Source organism: Enterococcus hulanensis, from assembly GCF_005405485.1.
Classification (GTDB): domain Bacteria; phylum Bacillota; class Bacilli; order Lactobacillales; family Enterococcaceae; genus Enterococcus_A; species Enterococcus_A hulanensis.
Map to the genome: position 1 here is coordinate 13,202 of NZ_BJED01000011.1, position 15,867 is coordinate 29,068.

Sequence of the window (15,867 nt, forward strand, 5' to 3'; positions counted from 1 at the left end):
TTCTAAACTTTTTCTAAATCTAATTCACGAGCTACTTCATCTTGTACTTCGATGCCGTCTTTTTCTAAGCGTTCGATCGTTTCCTTGAAGTTTGGCAAGTGATCTTTGTGTGCGATAAATAATTCATCCATGATACGTTGTGCTGTTTTACCAGAACGAACCATTGGGTTGATCGTAAATGCTTGCAAAGCAGTGTTGTAATCCCCAGTAACTGCTGCTTCGATCGTTAATAATTCCATTGCTTTCATAACTTGCAGCCAGCCGCGTTCTGCTGTTGGCAATTCGCCAAAGGCTACGTTGCGAGCACCTTGTCCGCCGATATAAGCAGAAACTTCAACGACGCAGTCTGCTGGAAGATCTGGCACAGCACCATTGTTTTTAGTAGAAACAACCAATTGCGTATTTTTGTTTGCGTAGATAGAAGCAATTGATTCGCAAGCCGCATCAGAATAATAAGCGCCGCCGCGTTGTTGTAGTTGCTCAGGTTTGTAATCCAATTTCGGATCTTTGTATAATTCAAACAACTCTTGTTCAGTTTTCTTCACTTGTTGAGCACGCGTTCCAATTGTTTTGTATTCTTCCAAAGCGTGTGCTAGGGTTTCTTCTTCTTGGTAATAGTAATGGTGATACCCGCAAGGAATCATTTGCATTTGTTCCAAAATCTCTCTTGGGAATGGAATATCATGGATATTTTTCGGCATTCCAGTTTCGTCGCCTTCGTACATTTTATTGATAATATCCATCGTTACGTCTTTACCATGGTCATCAGCCACTTTATGCCAATGGAAGTGATTCAAGCCAGCAAATTTGTAAATCAATTCATCAGGCTGCTTGCCTAACATTTCAGGTTCCACCATCGTTGCCATTACTGGTACATTACACAAGCCGATGACTTTGTCCCATTTACCATAACGAACAACTGCTTCAGTCACCATACCGCTTGGGTTTGCGAAGTTGATCAGCCAAGCATCTGGACATAAACGTTTCATATCTTCAACGATTTCTAAAATGATCGGAACAGTCCGGAACGCTTTGAACATACCGCCAGCGCCATTTGTTTCCTGACCTAACATCCCGTAATAAGCTGGAATACGTTCATCTTTGATCCGCGCTTCTAACAACCCTACACGGAACTGAGTTGTAACAAAGTCTGCATCCTTCAAGGCTTCTTCACGGTCTAAAGTCATATGGATTTTTACATCATAAGGAGAAGCATCCCACATCCGTTGAGCCATAGCTCCAACGATTTCTAATTTTTCACGACCTGCTTCAATATCGACTAACCAGATCTCGCGAACTGGCAATTCATCATAACGTTTGATAAAACCTTCCATTAATTCTGGTGTGTAACTACTTCCTCCACCAATCGTAGCGATTTTTACTCCTGCTGACATTCGATCGACTCCTTCTATTTTTATTTACAATCTAATTATCAGTGATGTAAACTTTTTATTCAATCCGTTTACAAATTATTCCACCTCTATTTACAAAAAGAGGATTGAAAACGATTTATTTTGTAAATTCAGGTGGATTTTTTTCGCAAAGTCTCTAAAATAAGCATACAGATGTTTACAAATAATCTATAATGAATGTAAACATAAGGAGGGCTCGCCATGCTATTATCGGAAAAAATGAAACAAACAGATTTTTCCAACGCAGAAAGTGCTTTGGTAGAATTTATTTTAGCTAAAGGAACCGCAATTGAACCCCTGACGATTAAGGAAATTGCCGAAGCCAACTACGTTCATCCTTCTACCTTGATCCGTGTAGCAAAAAAATTAGGCTACAAGGGCTGGCTTGAGCTGCGGACAGAATTTTTAGCTGAACAAACCTATCTGCAAACCTACTTTGAGGATGTCGATGCCAATTTCCCATTCCAAAGCAACGATGGATTAATGACGATCGCCAATAAAATGGCTTCCTTAGAACGATCCACGATCGATGACACCTTGAGCTTGCTCAATCACGACGATCTGCAAAAAGCCAAGCAGCTTTTATTGAACGCGAAACAAATCAAAATCTTCGGCAGCAACGCCAATTTACTGATTTCGCAAGATTTCGCCTTGAAAATGCGCCGCATCAAAAAAAATGTCGTCACTAGCCAAACAATGGGCGAAGATGCTTATGAGGCCTTCAATAGTCAAGAAGACACCTGCGCCATCTTAATTTCTTATACCGGTGAAAATGGTTTTATCATGCAGATCGCAAAAATCCTGCAAAAGCAGAACATTCCGATCATCGCTTTAACCAGCATTGGTGAAAATTCATTAGCGTCGGTCAGCCAAGCCGTCTTACGCATGACAACACGTGAACGGCTGTATTCCAAGATCGCCAATTTCACGATCAATTCCTCTATCTGCTATTTGCTGGATGTCTTATACAGCTGCGTCTTCGCAGAGGATTATCAAAAAAATCTCAATCACCTGATCGCTATCAGCGAGTTGGTTGATAATCGAAAAACCAGTTCAGCCATCATGGCCGAATCACCAGAGTCAATGATCCACTTTACTGAGTCATTTCGACCAAATTAAAGTTCGGGGCGTTTGCCCCGAACTCTTTTTTGCTTCAATAAACTAGACTAATACGGTCAACAGCTCATCACTGTTACAAACATCTTCTTGCTTGTCTGATTCGATAATGTCTAAGTAATCAGCCGTGTTCGTTACAATAACTGGTGTCTCAACGCTGAAGCCAGCCGCTTCGATCGCTTCAATATCGAAGCTGACCAATTTATCTCCGCGTTTCACTTTTGCCCCTTGTTCTACATGTGCTTCAAAATATTTTCCATCTAATTGAACAGTATCTAAACCGATATGGATCAATAATTCTAGTCCGTTATCTGAAATTAACCCAATCGCGTGTTTTGTTGGGAACAGCGTCATCACGGTACCATCGAATGGAGCCACTACTTCACCAATTGTCGGATGAATCACTACACCTTTACCTAACGCACCTTGAGCAAAAGCTTCGTCCTTCGCTGTTTCTAACGGCATCATATTGCCTTGAACAGGTGAAGTCACGATTTCTTTACGAACGCCCATTTCATTTTGAACTTCTGTTTTTTCTGTTACTTCATCATCTTTCCAGAACAACATCGTTGCTACGAAACTGAAGACCATCGCTACACCAACTGCGATAAATTGTGTAATCATGCTGCTAACGTCATTGTTTGCAGTATCAATGTGGCTTACAAAACCAAAAGCACCTAAACCACCCATGATAAAACTTTTCGCTCCGAATAATCCAGTGATCAATCCACCAATCGCCGCACCGATCATTGAAATCAAGAAAGGTTTCTTCTTAGGTAATGTTAATCCATAGATTGCCGGTTCTGTTACACCAAAAATCCCTGAGATAACTGCTGGAATACAAAGCTCTTTTAATTTTTTGTCTTTTAGTTTGAAGAACATTGCGAATACAACCGCTGTTTGAGCAAAGCTGGCCGCAAATGAAGCCGCTAAGATCGTATCAAAACCTAATGTTGAAAGATTGATCATCGCTAACGGGATCAAGCTCCAGTGTAAGCCGAAGATAACCAAGGCTTGCCAGAAGAATCCAACGACAACACTCATTAGAACTGGAGAGAATTCATACAATGCAGTAAATCCGCTGCCTAGAATATTCGTCAAGAACGTAATTACTGGACCAATAATCAGGAATCCGAAAAATACTGAGATCAAAATCGTAAACAATGGAACCAAGAATGTTTGAACCAACTCAGGAATGACTTTCTTCGCTAATTTTTGAATATGGCTCGCAAACCAGATAACTAAGATAATCGGTACCACACTACTTGTATAGTTGTTAGCGATAATTGGCAAACCGAAGACTTTAATAAATACTGGGCTTTCTAAAACCGTGTTAGCAAAAAGTGTCATGATTGGTTTGCCAGCACCTAAAGCCGAAGCCTGGATCGTTGGATAAACCAATGCAGCACCAATTGCGATACCAGTAAACTCGCTAACCTTGAACTTACGAGCAGCTGTCAGCCCAATAACGATTGGCATGAAATAGAAGATACAGTCGCCGGCTGCAGTAAGAAATAAATCAGTCCCGCTGCCTGCTTCATATAACTTGAAGTATAAGAATAACGCGTTGAACCCTTTTAACATCCCGCAGGCTGCCAATGCTCCCAAGAATGGTTGGAAACAGCTAGAGATCACATCGATCAAGCGATTGAAGATATTCCCCTTTTCTCCTTCATCCTCTTCGCTAGCTTCGCCGGTAATTCCCGCAACATCTAAAACATCCGCATACACTAACGGTACGTGATTTCCGATAACGACTTGGAATTGACCGCCGCTTTTCATGACAGTTACTACACCATCCATGTTTTTCAAAGCCTCTTCGTTGGCTTTGCCTTCATCCTTTAATTTAAATCGTAAGCGTGTAATGCAGTGTGTCAGGCTTCTGATATTATCTTTGCCGCCAACATTTGCGACAATTTTTTCTGCTAAATCATGATATTTACCCACTGTTCTTCCTCCTAAATAACTAGTCTTTTCGTAATGTATGCCTTCTTACTAAACAACAACCCGGGATTTATGTGTAAAGCAGACGGCGTCTAAATTCTATTGGCTTACTTTTTGTACTAATCGTGCGATATGAATCGTTAAATATAATTTCTCGTCATTTGACATTTCATAGTGATATTTTTTACTAATAAAATCAGCAATTCGTTCTACACATTGATAGGCGTTTTGATATTTCTTTTGAATAATCAAAAGCAGTTCGTCATCTGTTTCATCAGTCAGTTGCCGATGGCTCATAATCCGAGAAGCAAAGAAACGTAAATGCGTCGTAAAACGATAGAAGTAGACAGATTCCTCATCCAGTTGAACTTTAAAATAATAGCTGGTAATTTGAATGATCTCCTGCATCAATTCCGCCATCAAATAGGCGTCTTCATTATCACTTTCCGTTTGCGCATTCACTAGATGCAAAGCGATATTTCCCGCTTCGTCTTCTCCTAGATCAATTCCAAACTGTTCTTTAATCTTTTTTACCGCGCTCACGCCAACTGAAAATTCATCTGGAAACAAACGCTTAACATCCCACAATAATAAATTCCGAACCCGAACGCCTTCTTTCACTCGTTGGATCGCGGCGTATAAGTGATCAGTGATCGATATATATAGCGAGTCATTCAACGGATTTTTCAATGTAACCTTCGCTTCATCAATGATGTCATTGGCGATTTCTACATAGGTAATCGGAACATCTACTAACAATTCTTGAAACTTATGGAACAAATCACTATTCGCAAGGTGATAGGTTTTGTCGATCGCCTCCTCGGCTATCTCGTCCCCTATTTTTTTCTGAAAGGCTAGACCACGCCCCATCGCGACGATCTCGTTATTTTTTTGATCGGTCGTGATGACTACATTGTTATTCAAAATCTTCTGAATCTGCATCCAATGCTCCTCCGTTCTGTGACATTCGCTACTAAAAATCATTTCCACTGACTTCGTTCACTTAAAATGATAGATATCTTTGTAATCGTTGTCAAACCCAAGATTGTTCTTTTTTATAAAGTCACCTCCTGTTTTAGAGCAACAAAAAAACCCAATGAGGGCACGACAAATAAATCGTACACATCATCAGGTTTAGCTTGTATTTAAACAATCACTATCCATCACTTGGTCTATTTAATTCAAAGTTAGCTTAACAAATGCAGAAAGCGCTGTCAACAGGTTTTACAAAAAATATTTTTATCCTCCCCTTTCTTGTAAATCAAAATCCGCTCACTTACTATGGTTAGTTTCGCGAAAAAAGCGATGAAATGAACAGATTTTTACAAAAAAAAGGGCTAGTCACAGAAATGACTAGCGAAATGAAAAAAAACATGTTGTTGGTATAATTAAAGTAACGCACGAACCTTAAGTGAAGCTTAAGAAGAAAAATAGCAAACAGATTAATTGAACTATTCACGATTCTCCTTTAGTGTTAAATATAAGAAAAAGGAAAGGAAGAAATTTCAATGACCAAAAAAATTGCAGTACTTGTTACAGATTTAGTTGAGGATGTTGAACTGTCCTCTCCAAAAGAAGCACTAGAAAATGATGGAAACGAAGTAACCTTGATCAGCTTTGAAGCCAATCAAGAAATTACTGGCAAACAAGGAAACAAATTTACCAGTGATAAAGGAATCGATGAAGTAAAACCTGAAGAATTCGATGCCTTATTGATCCCTGGTGGATTCTCACCCGATCAATTACGGAGTGATTCACGCTTTGTCGCTTTTGTAACCTATTTCCTAGACAAAAATGAACCATTATTCGCTATTTGCCATGGACCACAATTATTTATCCAAACAGGTCTTACTAAAGGCCGCACGATGACTGCCTATACAACCGTCCGCCCTGATGTCGGTTATGCAGGTGCGATCGTCAAAAATGAACCCGTTGTGGTGGATAACAAATTAGTTACCAGTCGTACACCGGATGACCTGCCTGATTTTAATAAAAAAATTGTAGAAATCCTGCACGCATAAATCAAAAAGGACTAGAATTCTAGTCCTTTTTTGTTTGAATCAATTATCAACAAATGCTTAAAAAATTCTGCTTATTTTACGAAACCTACTGCCACACTGTTCAAGCCGTTCGAACTTACAAAAGCATTAATGACCGTTCCATTTTGCGGAAGGTATCCATCCTTTTCCTTGTTCTTATTGAACTCCTTGATCGTAAAAATGATAATCTGTTTAAACGTCATAAAATCGCTCCTTTCATTTAATAAGAATTTGTTTTATTCGCTGACTCTTTTCTAATTTTAAAAAACGCGCTAACCATTAATAGTGCTGTCGAAAACCCTTTGGCAAATTCCAGCAAAGCTGTATCCGCGAAGTTGGAAATAAAAAATGCCAGCAGCATCAAAACCAACGAGAATTTAAAAAATGCCTCATAGTTTTTTACCATATCCAATCCACTCCTTTTCAAACACCCCGATATATCGCTCCAAAAAAGATTATTATCCATTTTACCAAATGCAAAACGGCTTTGTAAACGCCATCATTTATTTCATCCCAAAAATGAACGATAGCCCGCTCAATTAAGAGCGGGCTATCTAACTAATCAATATTTATTATTCTAAAGCTGAGGGTGTTGACTATTACTAAAAATTAACTATTTCTCGTTTAAACGATGTATTCCCAAATCCTTCTAATACATCCTTGTAACCCTATAGTTACGCCAGTTTGATTAAATTTCATCAAAATGAGTTAAAGTTGTCGCATAAAAATATTTTTCGTATTAATTAACTATAACACACTTTTCTGGTAATTAAAAATATGGCAATTGAACATTTTCTGATTCTTTTCAATTATTTAATAATTTTACCGGTATAAAACTTTCCATTTGTGCCCAACCCTGCTTCTCGACAATTTCCTGTGGAGTGATAATATGACCCATCATTAAGCGTTTTTCAGAAATGTCTAACTCAAGATAAGCTAGACTTTCGATGTATTCTTTAGCCTCGTTAAATAATCTCTGACTGGCAGCCTCATCCCCATCTTCATAAACGTAGGTCAAAAAAAGGCCGCCTTCAAAATCAACCACTTCAAAATCACCAGCATCCTGCTCGTCAGTTAACGCATACAGCCAGAGCATTCCACCCCTTTTGCCATCAAAGCAAAGATAATCTCGCGGCACAAAAGAGTCTCGCGGATCAGAAACAAGTTGAGAGAAATAAGCATCGAATTTGCCTAAAACTCCTTGCTCAGAAAAATCAACATTACTATCCAAGCCCGAAGAAGCTGCTTTAAATGGCGGAAGTTCAATAATTCTAAATTCCATAAATGCACCTCTTTTATTTTAGTCTAATCATTTTAGCATTACTGGGCTGGTAAATCCTAGCGTTGAAGGAAGTATTTTCTGCCCAATCAAAACCACGGTATCTATTGACAAAGGAAACGTAACTGTATGCTTACAAAAAATTAATCATTAAGAAAGGGACGAAACTCGTGGAGTTTCGTCCCTTTTTGATAACTTTTAGCCAACGATCGCGCCGTTTGGCATGTCATTTGGTGCTTCTACGACTTTCAATGTGCCGTCTGGAGCTTCAGCTGAAAGGATCATCCCTTGACTGATCTCCCCACGCATTTTACGTGGTTTTAAATTGGCTACAATGATTAATTTCTTACCTACTAAGCTTTCTGGATCTGCATAGAATTCCGCGATTCCAGATAAGATTTGGCGATCTTGTTTGTCGCCTGCGTCTAGACGGAACTGTAATAATTTGTCGGCGCCTTCGACTTTTTTACATTCCATGACTTCGGCAACTTTTAGTTCGACTTTGTCAAAAACATCAAATTTGATTTCTTTATCCTTGACTGAAACAAGTTCTGTTTCTTCTGGATTCCATTTGATCTTTTCTTCTTCCGGCTGACTGCCTTCAGACATTTTTTCTTTGATATAAGCAACTTCTTCATCCATGTCTAAACGTGGGAAGATTGGTTTGCCTTTTGGTGTTACCTTCGTATTTTCTGGGAACTCGCCGAAATGAATCGTTGCTAAATTCATCATGTCCGCGTTCAATCCTAATTGTTCAAAAATACGTTTTGGTGTTTGCGTCATGATCGGCTGCAATAGAATCGCTACGATCCGCAGACTTTCTGCTAAATGAACCATTACGCTGTCTAGTTCTGCTTTGCGTTCTTCATCTTTTGCTAAGACCCAAGGCTCTGTTTCGTCGATGTATTTATTCGCACGAGAAACCAAAGTCCAAACCTCTGCCAACGCATTGTTGAACTCCATTTTATCCATCGCTTCACGGTAACGGCTTACCACATTGGCAGCCGTCGTTGATAGCTCACTATCAAAATCGGTAACTAATGATTTATACGCCGGTACGACACCATCACAATATTTATTGATCATGGCAACTGTACGGTTCAATAGATTTCCTAAGTCATTGGCTAGATCGTAATTCACGCGAGCAACAAAATCTTCTGGCGTAAACACACCATCCGAACCAAATGGGATCGCTCTTAATAAGTAGTAACGAACAGCATCCAAGCCATAACGTTCTACTAACATTTCAGGATAAACGACATTGCCTTTTGATTTAGACATTTTGCCGTCTTTCATCATTAACCAGCCGTGACCATAGATTTTTTTCGGTAATGGCAATTCCAGCGCCATCAGCATGATTGGCCAATAAATCGTGTGGAAACGGACGATTTCTTTTCCGACCATTTGAACATCTGCCGGCCAATATTTTTGGAATAGACTATCGTCATCAGAACCATAGCCTAATGCAGTAATGTAGTTTGATAACGCATCGATCCATACATAAACTACATGCTCAGGATTTGCGTTAACTGGAATTCCCCATTTAAAGGTCGTCCGTGATACTGCTAAATCTTCCAAGCCTGGTTTGATGAAGTTGTTGATCATTTCATTTTTACGAGATTCCGGTTGGATAAACTCCGGATGCTCTTCGTAATATTCCAATAAACGATCCGCATATTTACTCATACGGAAGAAATAAGATTCCTCGCGAACCAATTCGACCTCGTGACCACTTGGCGCTTTTCCGCCGATCACGTTGCCCTCATCATCATGATAAACTTCGTCTAATTGTGTTTCTGTGAAGTATTCTTCATCAGATACAGAATACCAGCCTTCGTATTCACCTAGATAAATATCGCCTTGTTCCAACAACTGATCAAAGATTTTTTTGACCGCCGCTTGGTGATAATCATCCGTTGTCCGAATAAATTTGTCGTAGCTGATGTCTAACGTCTTCCATAATTTCTTGATATCCGCCGCCATCTTATCCACATATTCCTGTGGATTCACGCCAAGCTCATCGGCTTTCTTTTCAATTTTTTGTCCGTGTTCATCGACCCCAGTCAAATAAAACACATCAAAGCCCATCATGCGTTTGTAGCGAGCAATCGCATCACAGGCAATCGTTGTATAAGAATTCCCAATGTGCAGTTTGCCACTTGGATAATAAATAGGCGTTGTGATATAAAATGTTTCTTTCTCTGCCATGAGGCTCCTCCTTTAAAAATAGATTCTTACGTAGTATACCACAAAAGCCTTTAGCTTTTAAGAAATGGATTGTGCATTATGGGGAATTACTTTTTGTGACTATTCATTCACACCCTCCTTAATAATCGAACCTTACAATTTCGATGTTTCATCTACTTCTGAATTAAGAAAAGACTCAGAAGTAATAGATAGATATCTTTAAAAATATGGATTTCTTGCAAAAAAGAGACTCATAAACGGAAAACCGTTTTTGAGTCTCTTTACTATTGATTATTAACGAAATGCTTCTACAAATAATTGTGCTCCATAAAGTTGTGAACCATAACAATATACTCCTACACCAATATACTTGTAATCAGCATCTATCATGTTAGCATAATGTCCAGGACTATTTTTCCAACTTTCAAACATCGCTTCACCTGCTGCTTTTCCAGAAACTAAACTTGCCGGTCTCCCGTCATATGCAATATTTTCACCTGGATAACCTACAATAGATAGCCCTTGCTCAGTTATCGCAGTCGAAATATCTCTGCCATCAGGGCGAATATGTGCCAGCCGCTGTTTCAACTCAGTTGAACGGACATATGCTGCAGCAGTTAGCTTTGTATTTTCTTGGAGAGGACTTACTCCAAGCGATTTTCGTAAATCATTTACTTTTTGTACTATCGTTTGTTGCATAATCATCAATTCTGATTCAGATAAATAGTTCCTAAATGGTTTAATATCAAATTTGTATGAGCGTTCGCTTCCGCCAACAGCAGTTATTTCAGGCCAATAAGTTGTGTAAAGCAAATCATACTCATCTGGACTCAATTTCAATTTATCAGACGAAGGTACAAATTTTTCACCGATCTTAACATCAAAGGTAACTGATTTAACTATTACCCCATTAACCACAGCATGCAATGTAATCCTATCAAATGCTAAGCTATTATAATTGAACGTAATCGTCATATCCTGATTTACTGTGACTGTCTGCTTGGAACTGCCATTTAATTTATACCCATCAAATGTTTTCGAATTAGCGGTATAAGGTTTGCCTTGCTCAACTTCTACTGCTGGTTCAGTCAGTAATTTTTTTCCATCGTTGCCATTATGATTGACTGTAACCTTGTATTTGACGACATTCTTAGCATAGGTAAACGTAATCGTTTGATTCCCTGTAATTTTCACAGTTTGCGTCTTGCTACCGGATAGCGTATAGCCGGTAAACGTCTTTGATTGTGCTGTATATTCTTTACCATATTCAACCACCACTGCCGGTTCAGTCTGTAAAATAGTTCCATCATTGCTCTTATGGACGACAGTGACATTATACTTATTCAAATTATAAGTAAACGTAATCGTCGTAGGTCCTTTCACTGTGACTCTTTGGATGCTTTCCCCGGATAACGTGTATCCGTTAAAATTTGAGGCAGTGGCCGAGAATACTATTCCTTGCTCTATGTCTACAGCAGGTTCTGATTTCAAAATCTTTCCGTCATTTCCTTTGTGAATTACTATAACCTCGTACTTCTTCAAATAATTGAAAGTAATCGTTGTCGTACCTTTTATTGTAACAGTTTGAGTTGTATTGCCCGACAAAGTATAGCCAGCAAAAGTTTTTGATTTTGCAATATGTTCCTTATCATATTCAACGGATACCGCTTTTTCTGTTTCTAGTGTCTTTCCGTCGCTTCCTTTGTGTACAACCGTGACGTTATACTTATTCGGATTATACGTAAACGTGATCGTTGTCGCGCCCTTCACTGTTACTTTCTGACTTGAACTACCTGATAATGTGTAGCCAGTGAATGTTTTTGACTTCGCCGTATGTTCTTTACCATATTCAACAGACACAGCTTTTTCTGTCTCTAACGTTTTTCCATTACTGCCTTTATGAACAACCGTGACATTGTATTTGTTCAAATTATAATTAAACGTCAGAGTTTGATCTGCGTTCACAGCTGAAATGGTTTGAACATCTTTATCGTTTAGTGTATAACCAGTAAACGTTTCTGCTTTCGCAGTATAAGGTTTGCCTTTTTCTACAGTTACAGTAGCTTTCTTTAATTCTTTTCCATCAGAGCCGATGTGCTTGATTGTCACCGTATATTTCGTTACCGGTGTCGCGTTTTTCGTATATGTGAACGTAATTGTTTTATTTCCATCAACGGTTACAGTTTGCGAGTCATTCCCCTTCAACGTATAACCACTAATACTTTTCGCTGTTGCCTTGTAGGTTTTTCCTTTTTCTACACTTGCTGTAACGGCCTTTTCAATTTCTTTTCCTGATGAATCCACATACTTGACCGTCACTGTATATTTCGTTACTGGTGCCACATTTTTCGTATACGTGAACGTAATTGTTTTATTTCCATCAACTGTTACAGTTTGCGAATCATTCCCCTTCAACGTATAACCGTTGATACTTTTCGCTGTTGCCTTGTAGGTTTTTCCTTTTTCTACACTTGCTGTAACAGCCTTTTCAATTTCTTTTCCTGATGAATCCACATACTTGACTGTCACCGTATGCTTAGTCACTGGTGCTGCGTTTTTTGTATAATTGAACGTGATCGTCTTATTCCCATTAACTGTAACGGTTTGTGAGCTGCTCCCTTTTAAAGTATAACCGCTAAAGCTTTCTGCTTTCGCGGTATAGGATTTTCCTTTTTCTACACTCGCGGTGGACTTCTTCAATTCTTTTCCATCTGAACCAACATGCTTCACCGTAACTGAATATTTGGTTACAGGTGTGCTTTTATTGATTCCATACCAAGCGATCCCTTCGTCTCTCCAGCCAACACGTAATAAATTCTTTTGCTCCGCATAATTTACTGTGTAGTTATGTGAGCCGGCCTTTGCATTAGGGTTGTATGCACGATAAAGCGGAACCGCTTTCTTTACATCCGAATACCAGCCGATCCCTTCATACTTCCACCCTACCTTAACTAAATTATTCTTTTCACCTGCATTCATCGTATAGTGATGATCCCCTGCATTGGGGTTGTATAATCGATAGACCGCATTTCCGCTGGAAGGTGCGATCCAACCAATTCCCTCGTATTTCCATCCAACTTTTACTAAATGGTTCTTTTCACCAGCAGTCGCGGTATAAAAATGCTCACCCGAATTAGGGTTATACAGGCGATACATATCCGCAGCATGTGCTTCTTCCCCAAAAACTACCAACACTGAAAAACATAGAGACAACACCAAAAAGACAAACAACTTCACTTTTTTCATCATTTGCGCCTCTTTTCTTTTTCTATAACCCTCAAATATAGTTATTAATGTTTATTTCAGACGCATTTTATTTGATTGTAAAGTTTATTATCCACATTTGTTTATCAATAAACATACATAGGTTATTAACATTATTAAAATATCGGTTTATTTCCAACACGAAATATGCGCCCTGCTATTATTCTTCTTAATCAATATTCAAATGGTCACAATTTTCTTTCGCGAAAATTAAAAAGTTGGGATAATTTAGTATTATTTAAGAGTTATAATAAATAAGTGGAGTTAAAAAAATATAAACATTATGGAACCTTATTTTGGGTTAGAAGGAGAGTACACTTATGCAAACAAAACCATTGTCACAGATCACACTTTTCACTATGGGGCGGGCGAATCTGGAGAAGCGCCTGGCGAAATTTTACGAAGATTCTTCCGATGCGGATTCAACGCTTCAATATTTGGTGGCGGTGCTGGTTCGGCAATGTTTGTGCATCAGTGATTTCTCCGATTTTTGTGGGGACTTGGTTCGAGAGATCCTTTTATTTGCGGAGCCGTCAGATGTGCTGCGGAAGCTTGCTCCGTTGTTTCGGGCGTCCTTTACATCCGGCAAAGAATGGAAAGCGGTTACTCGCCGTCTCTATAAAAATAAGAATGAATATCATCGCTACAATAATCGCGTGAGCGACAATAAAAAATATTTATTTAGCAGCACAACACCAGCCGAGAAAATGGATGGACAATATAAAGTCGTCTCGACCTTTGAGGATGCGGTGGGTAAAATCCATACATGGAGCTTACGGGATGCCGACTCGGAATCTTCTGGAATGAAAATCGATGCGGCGTTAGAGCTGCTGTCTTCTTTGACGATCTTTGAAAAGGATGGCATTCGCCGCTTTGTTAAGCTGGAAAATTCCGATATCTTCAACTGCACTCGCTATCCGAAAGTCAGACATGGTGTGGTCTTGGAGACGTCTGATAAAAATTCGGTTGATATGGTGGCAGAGGCTCCAAGTCAAACTCCAGCACAGCAGCCAGCAGCTTTCGACTTCAGCAACCTGAGTGATGCAGAAAAGCTAGCATTAGTGAAAATGCTTTTACCAGAAGGAATGGTTTTGACAGACGCTCGGATGACGGAGCTTGGAGATGAAGCGAAGTCCGAAAGTCCGGCCACCGTCGCACAAAAGGCTGAACCAAACAGCGCTGGATCAACTTCGGCAGTCAAAGAAAAACCAAAAAACGAAACCAAGAAGCCTGTGGAAATTCCCGTACACAAGAAAAACTCCTATTCCAACTACCAAAAGCCGAAAAGTGAGAAACAGAAAAAGCGCGAGGCAAACGACGATCTGATGATGAAAAGAGAAAAAGGCAAGGGCGGGGTTGGAAAAAAGAAAGATCGGAAACGCAATCGAAGGAAATAGGTTGCGTTGATTGAGGATGGTTCTGGTGAAATAGGATTTCAAAAAATTTGGCCTTATGAGGGTTTATTTGTTGTGCAAAAAAATTTATGCAGTCCGAACTTTTTACAACTAATTAGCAAAATAGCAGAACAACTACACGACAGACTATGCTGGTGTGGTTGCTCTGCTTCGTTGTCTTCCCCCCCTACTTATATTTCATTATTCATCGTTTCGACAAATGAAAATGAACGTAAAAAAACAGCGAATCCATCTAGATTCGCTGTCCCAACTATTTACGTAAGATTTTCTCCAGCTTTTTTCCTTTGGCTAATTCATCTACTAGCTTGTCCAAGTAGCGGATTTTTTGCATCAACGGATCTTCGATGTCTTCCACGCGATAGCCGCAGATCACACCTTTAATCAAGGAAACATTCTCGTTTAACTGCGGGACTTCAGCAAAAAAGGTCTCCATGTCGACACCTTGATCAATTTGCTTTTGCAGTCCCTGCTCATCATAGCCAGTCAGCCAGTAAATGACCTGATCGAGTTCTTCTTTGCTGCGCCCTTTTTTCTCGATTTTCTGAAGATACATTGGATAAATCGAGGCAAAGCTCATTTTAAAGACTTTACTCATTTCATGACCTCCGTTTTCAAATAAAATATAAGATAATCAAAAAGATGCAGGTAATCACGACAATGCCAGCTCCGGCAATTTTTGTCCACTTCATCTCTTTATGGAATTTCTCTTCCTCACCCTTCAAATGAGCTATTTTCCATTTGAAGGAGGACAACGTTATAAAATTAGTCAAAAGAGCAGCCGTTATAAAATACAGAATCCCACCACGAACAATTGCTGAAGACAAATACATCATCAATATCAAAATAATCCCAGTCAGCACAGGACCAATATAATAGAGCCCCGTTAGATTCGCGATTTTTTCTTTTCGCTTGATTTCTTTCACCACAGCGGAATCCGCCACTAGTAGATCGTCTAAAGAAACTTGGAACACCTTTGATAAATGCAGCACACTTTCGATATCCGGTACGGTCCTGCCTGTTTCCCAATTTGAGATCGTCCGTTTCGATACGAAAATTTTATCGGCTAATTGATCCTGTGTCCATTTAGCTGCTTGCCGTTCCATTTTGATTCGTTGACTGATTTCCATTTGATCACCTTCAATAATTGGATTTATTGCTTTAAAAGTATGCCATTCCTATAAAGTTGTCGATAGAAAGTTCTTTCCACCCTT

General features: G+C 39.3%; 13 protein-coding genes. 3 read left to right on the top strand and 10 right to left on the bottom strand.

Translation table 11 applies throughout. The annotated features are described in order from the left end of the window. Window positions 1-2: 2 nt before the first annotated feature. Entirely contained in the window at window positions 3-1,394 is a 1,392-nt protein-coding gene (locus FFR60_RS12895) for a 6-phospho-beta-glucosidase (protein ID WP_088933523.1), read from the bottom strand. A gap of 219 nt (window positions 1,395-1,613) precedes the next feature. Between FFR60_RS12895 and FFR60_RS12900 the strand changes: the two genes are divergently transcribed. Next, window positions 1,614-2,531 (top strand): MurR/RpiR family transcriptional regulator, encoded by a 918-nt coding sequence (locus FFR60_RS12900; RefSeq protein ID WP_137664469.1) that lies wholly within the window; start codon window positions 1,614-1,616, stop codon window positions 2,529-2,531. Between the two features lie 42 nt (window positions 2,532-2,573). Here the strand turns inward: FFR60_RS12900 and FFR60_RS12905 are convergent, their stop codons facing one another. Both FFR60_RS12905 and licT read right to left on the bottom strand, forming a co-directional pair. Next, window positions 2,574-4,475, bottom strand: a complete 1,902-nt coding sequence (locus FFR60_RS12905; RefSeq protein WP_137664470.1) for a beta-glucoside-specific PTS transporter subunit IIABC — start codon at window positions 4,473-4,475, stop codon at window positions 2,574-2,576. A 96-nt stretch (window positions 4,476-4,571) separates the two neighbouring features. Beyond that, window positions 4,572-5,414, bottom strand: coding sequence for a BglG family transcription antiterminator LicT (gene licT, locus FFR60_RS12910; RefSeq protein WP_088933526.1), 843 nt, complete (start codon window positions 5,412-5,414; stop codon window positions 4,572-4,574). Window positions 5,415-5,980: 566 nt separating this feature from the next. On the opposite strand from licT, the gene FFR60_RS12915 reads away from it, so the two are divergent. Continuing rightward, the gene (locus tag FFR60_RS12915; protein WP_137664471.1) at window positions 5,981-6,493 is read left to right on the top strand and encodes a type 1 glutamine amidotransferase domain-containing protein; all 513 of its coding nucleotides are present in this window, start codon (window positions 5,981-5,983) and stop codon (window positions 6,491-6,493) included. 71 nt (window positions 6,494-6,564) lie between these two features. Here the strand turns inward: FFR60_RS12915 and FFR60_RS12920 are convergent, their stop codons facing one another. The 5 genes from FFR60_RS12920 to FFR60_RS12940 all read right to left on the bottom strand — a co-directional run bounded on the left by FFR60_RS12920 (window position 6,565) and on the right by FFR60_RS12940 (window position 13,226). Next, window positions 6,565-6,714: a hypothetical protein gene (locus FFR60_RS12920; protein WP_171004932.1), complete on the bottom strand. Its 150-nt coding sequence runs from the start codon at window positions 6,712-6,714 to the stop codon at window positions 6,565-6,567. A 17-nt stretch (window positions 6,715-6,731) separates the two neighbouring features. Then, on the bottom strand, window positions 6,732-6,917 hold the full coding sequence (locus FFR60_RS12925) for a hypothetical protein (RefSeq protein WP_137664472.1): 186 nt from the start codon (window positions 6,915-6,917) through the stop codon (window positions 6,732-6,734). A gap of 399 nt (window positions 6,918-7,316) precedes the next feature. Then, window positions 7,317-7,793, bottom strand: coding sequence for a hypothetical protein (locus FFR60_RS12930; RefSeq protein ID WP_137664473.1), 477 nt, complete (start codon window positions 7,791-7,793; stop codon window positions 7,317-7,319). Window positions 7,794-7,988: 195 nt separating this feature from the next. Next, a complete protein-coding gene (gene metG, locus FFR60_RS12935; protein ID WP_137664474.1) occupies window positions 7,989-9,998 on the bottom strand; it encodes a methionine--tRNA ligase in 2,010 nt (669 codons plus the stop codon). A 273-nt stretch (window positions 9,999-10,271) separates the two neighbouring features. Then, window positions 10,272-13,226, bottom strand: coding sequence for a MucBP domain-containing protein (locus FFR60_RS12940; RefSeq protein WP_137664475.1), 2,955 nt, complete (start codon window positions 13,224-13,226; stop codon window positions 10,272-10,274). Between the two features lie 335 nt (window positions 13,227-13,561). Between FFR60_RS12940 and FFR60_RS12945 the strand changes: the two genes are divergently transcribed. Then, complete coding sequence (locus tag FFR60_RS12945) at window positions 13,562-14,638, top strand: glycosyltransferase family 1 protein (RefSeq protein ID WP_137664476.1); 1,077 nt, start codon at window positions 13,562-13,564, stop codon at window positions 14,636-14,638. Window positions 14,639-14,906: 268 nt separating this feature from the next. On the opposite strand, the gene FFR60_RS12950 is transcribed toward FFR60_RS12945, so the two are convergent. After that, complete coding sequence (locus FFR60_RS12950) at window positions 14,907-15,251, bottom strand: DUF2200 domain-containing protein (RefSeq protein WP_137664477.1); 345 nt, start codon at window positions 15,249-15,251, stop codon at window positions 14,907-14,909. 16 nt (window positions 15,252-15,267) lie between these two features. Further along, entirely contained in the window at window positions 15,268-15,783 is a 516-nt protein-coding gene (locus tag FFR60_RS12955; protein WP_137664478.1) for a helix-turn-helix domain-containing protein, read from the bottom strand. Window positions 15,784-15,867 lie beyond the last annotated feature (84 nt).

Coding starts and splice junctions, on each gene's coding strand:
- FFR60_RS12895 (WP_088933523.1), bottom strand. CDS start 1,394: ATGTCAGCAGGAGTAAAAATCGCTACGATTGGTGGAGGAAGTAGTTAC.
- FFR60_RS12900 (WP_137664469.1), top strand. CDS start 1,614: ATGCTATTATCGGAAAAAATGAAACAAACAGATTTTTCCAACGCAGAA.
- licT (WP_088933526.1), bottom strand. CDS start 5,414: ATGCAGATTCAGAAGATTTTGAATAACAATGTAGTCATCACGACCGAT.
- FFR60_RS12915 (WP_137664471.1), top strand. CDS start 5,981: ATGACCAAAAAAATTGCAGTACTTGTTACAGATTTAGTTGAGGATGTT.
- FFR60_RS12920 (WP_171004932.1), bottom strand. CDS start 6,714: ATGACGTTTAAACAGATTATCATTTTTACGATCAAGGAGTTCAATAAG.
- FFR60_RS12925 (WP_137664472.1), bottom strand. CDS start 6,917: ATGGTAAAAAACTATGAGGCATTTTTTAAATTCTCGTTGGTTTTGATG.
- FFR60_RS12930 (WP_137664473.1), bottom strand. CDS start 7,793: ATGGAATTTAGAATTATTGAACTTCCGCCATTTAAAGCAGCTTCTTCG.
- metG (WP_137664474.1), bottom strand. CDS start 9,998: ATGGCAGAGAAAGAAACATTTTATATCACAACGCCTATTTATTATCCA.
- FFR60_RS12940 (WP_137664475.1), bottom strand. CDS start 13,226: ATGATGAAAAAAGTGAAGTTGTTTGTCTTTTTGGTGTTGTCTCTATGT.
- FFR60_RS12945 (WP_137664476.1), top strand. CDS start 13,562: ATGCAAACAAAACCATTGTCACAGATCACACTTTTCACTATGGGGCGG.
- FFR60_RS12950 (WP_137664477.1), bottom strand. CDS start 15,251: ATGAGTAAAGTCTTTAAAATGAGCTTTGCCTCGATTTATCCAATGTAT.
- FFR60_RS12955 (WP_137664478.1), bottom strand. CDS start 15,783: ATGGAAATCAGTCAACGAATCAAAATGGAACGGCAAGCAGCTAAATGG.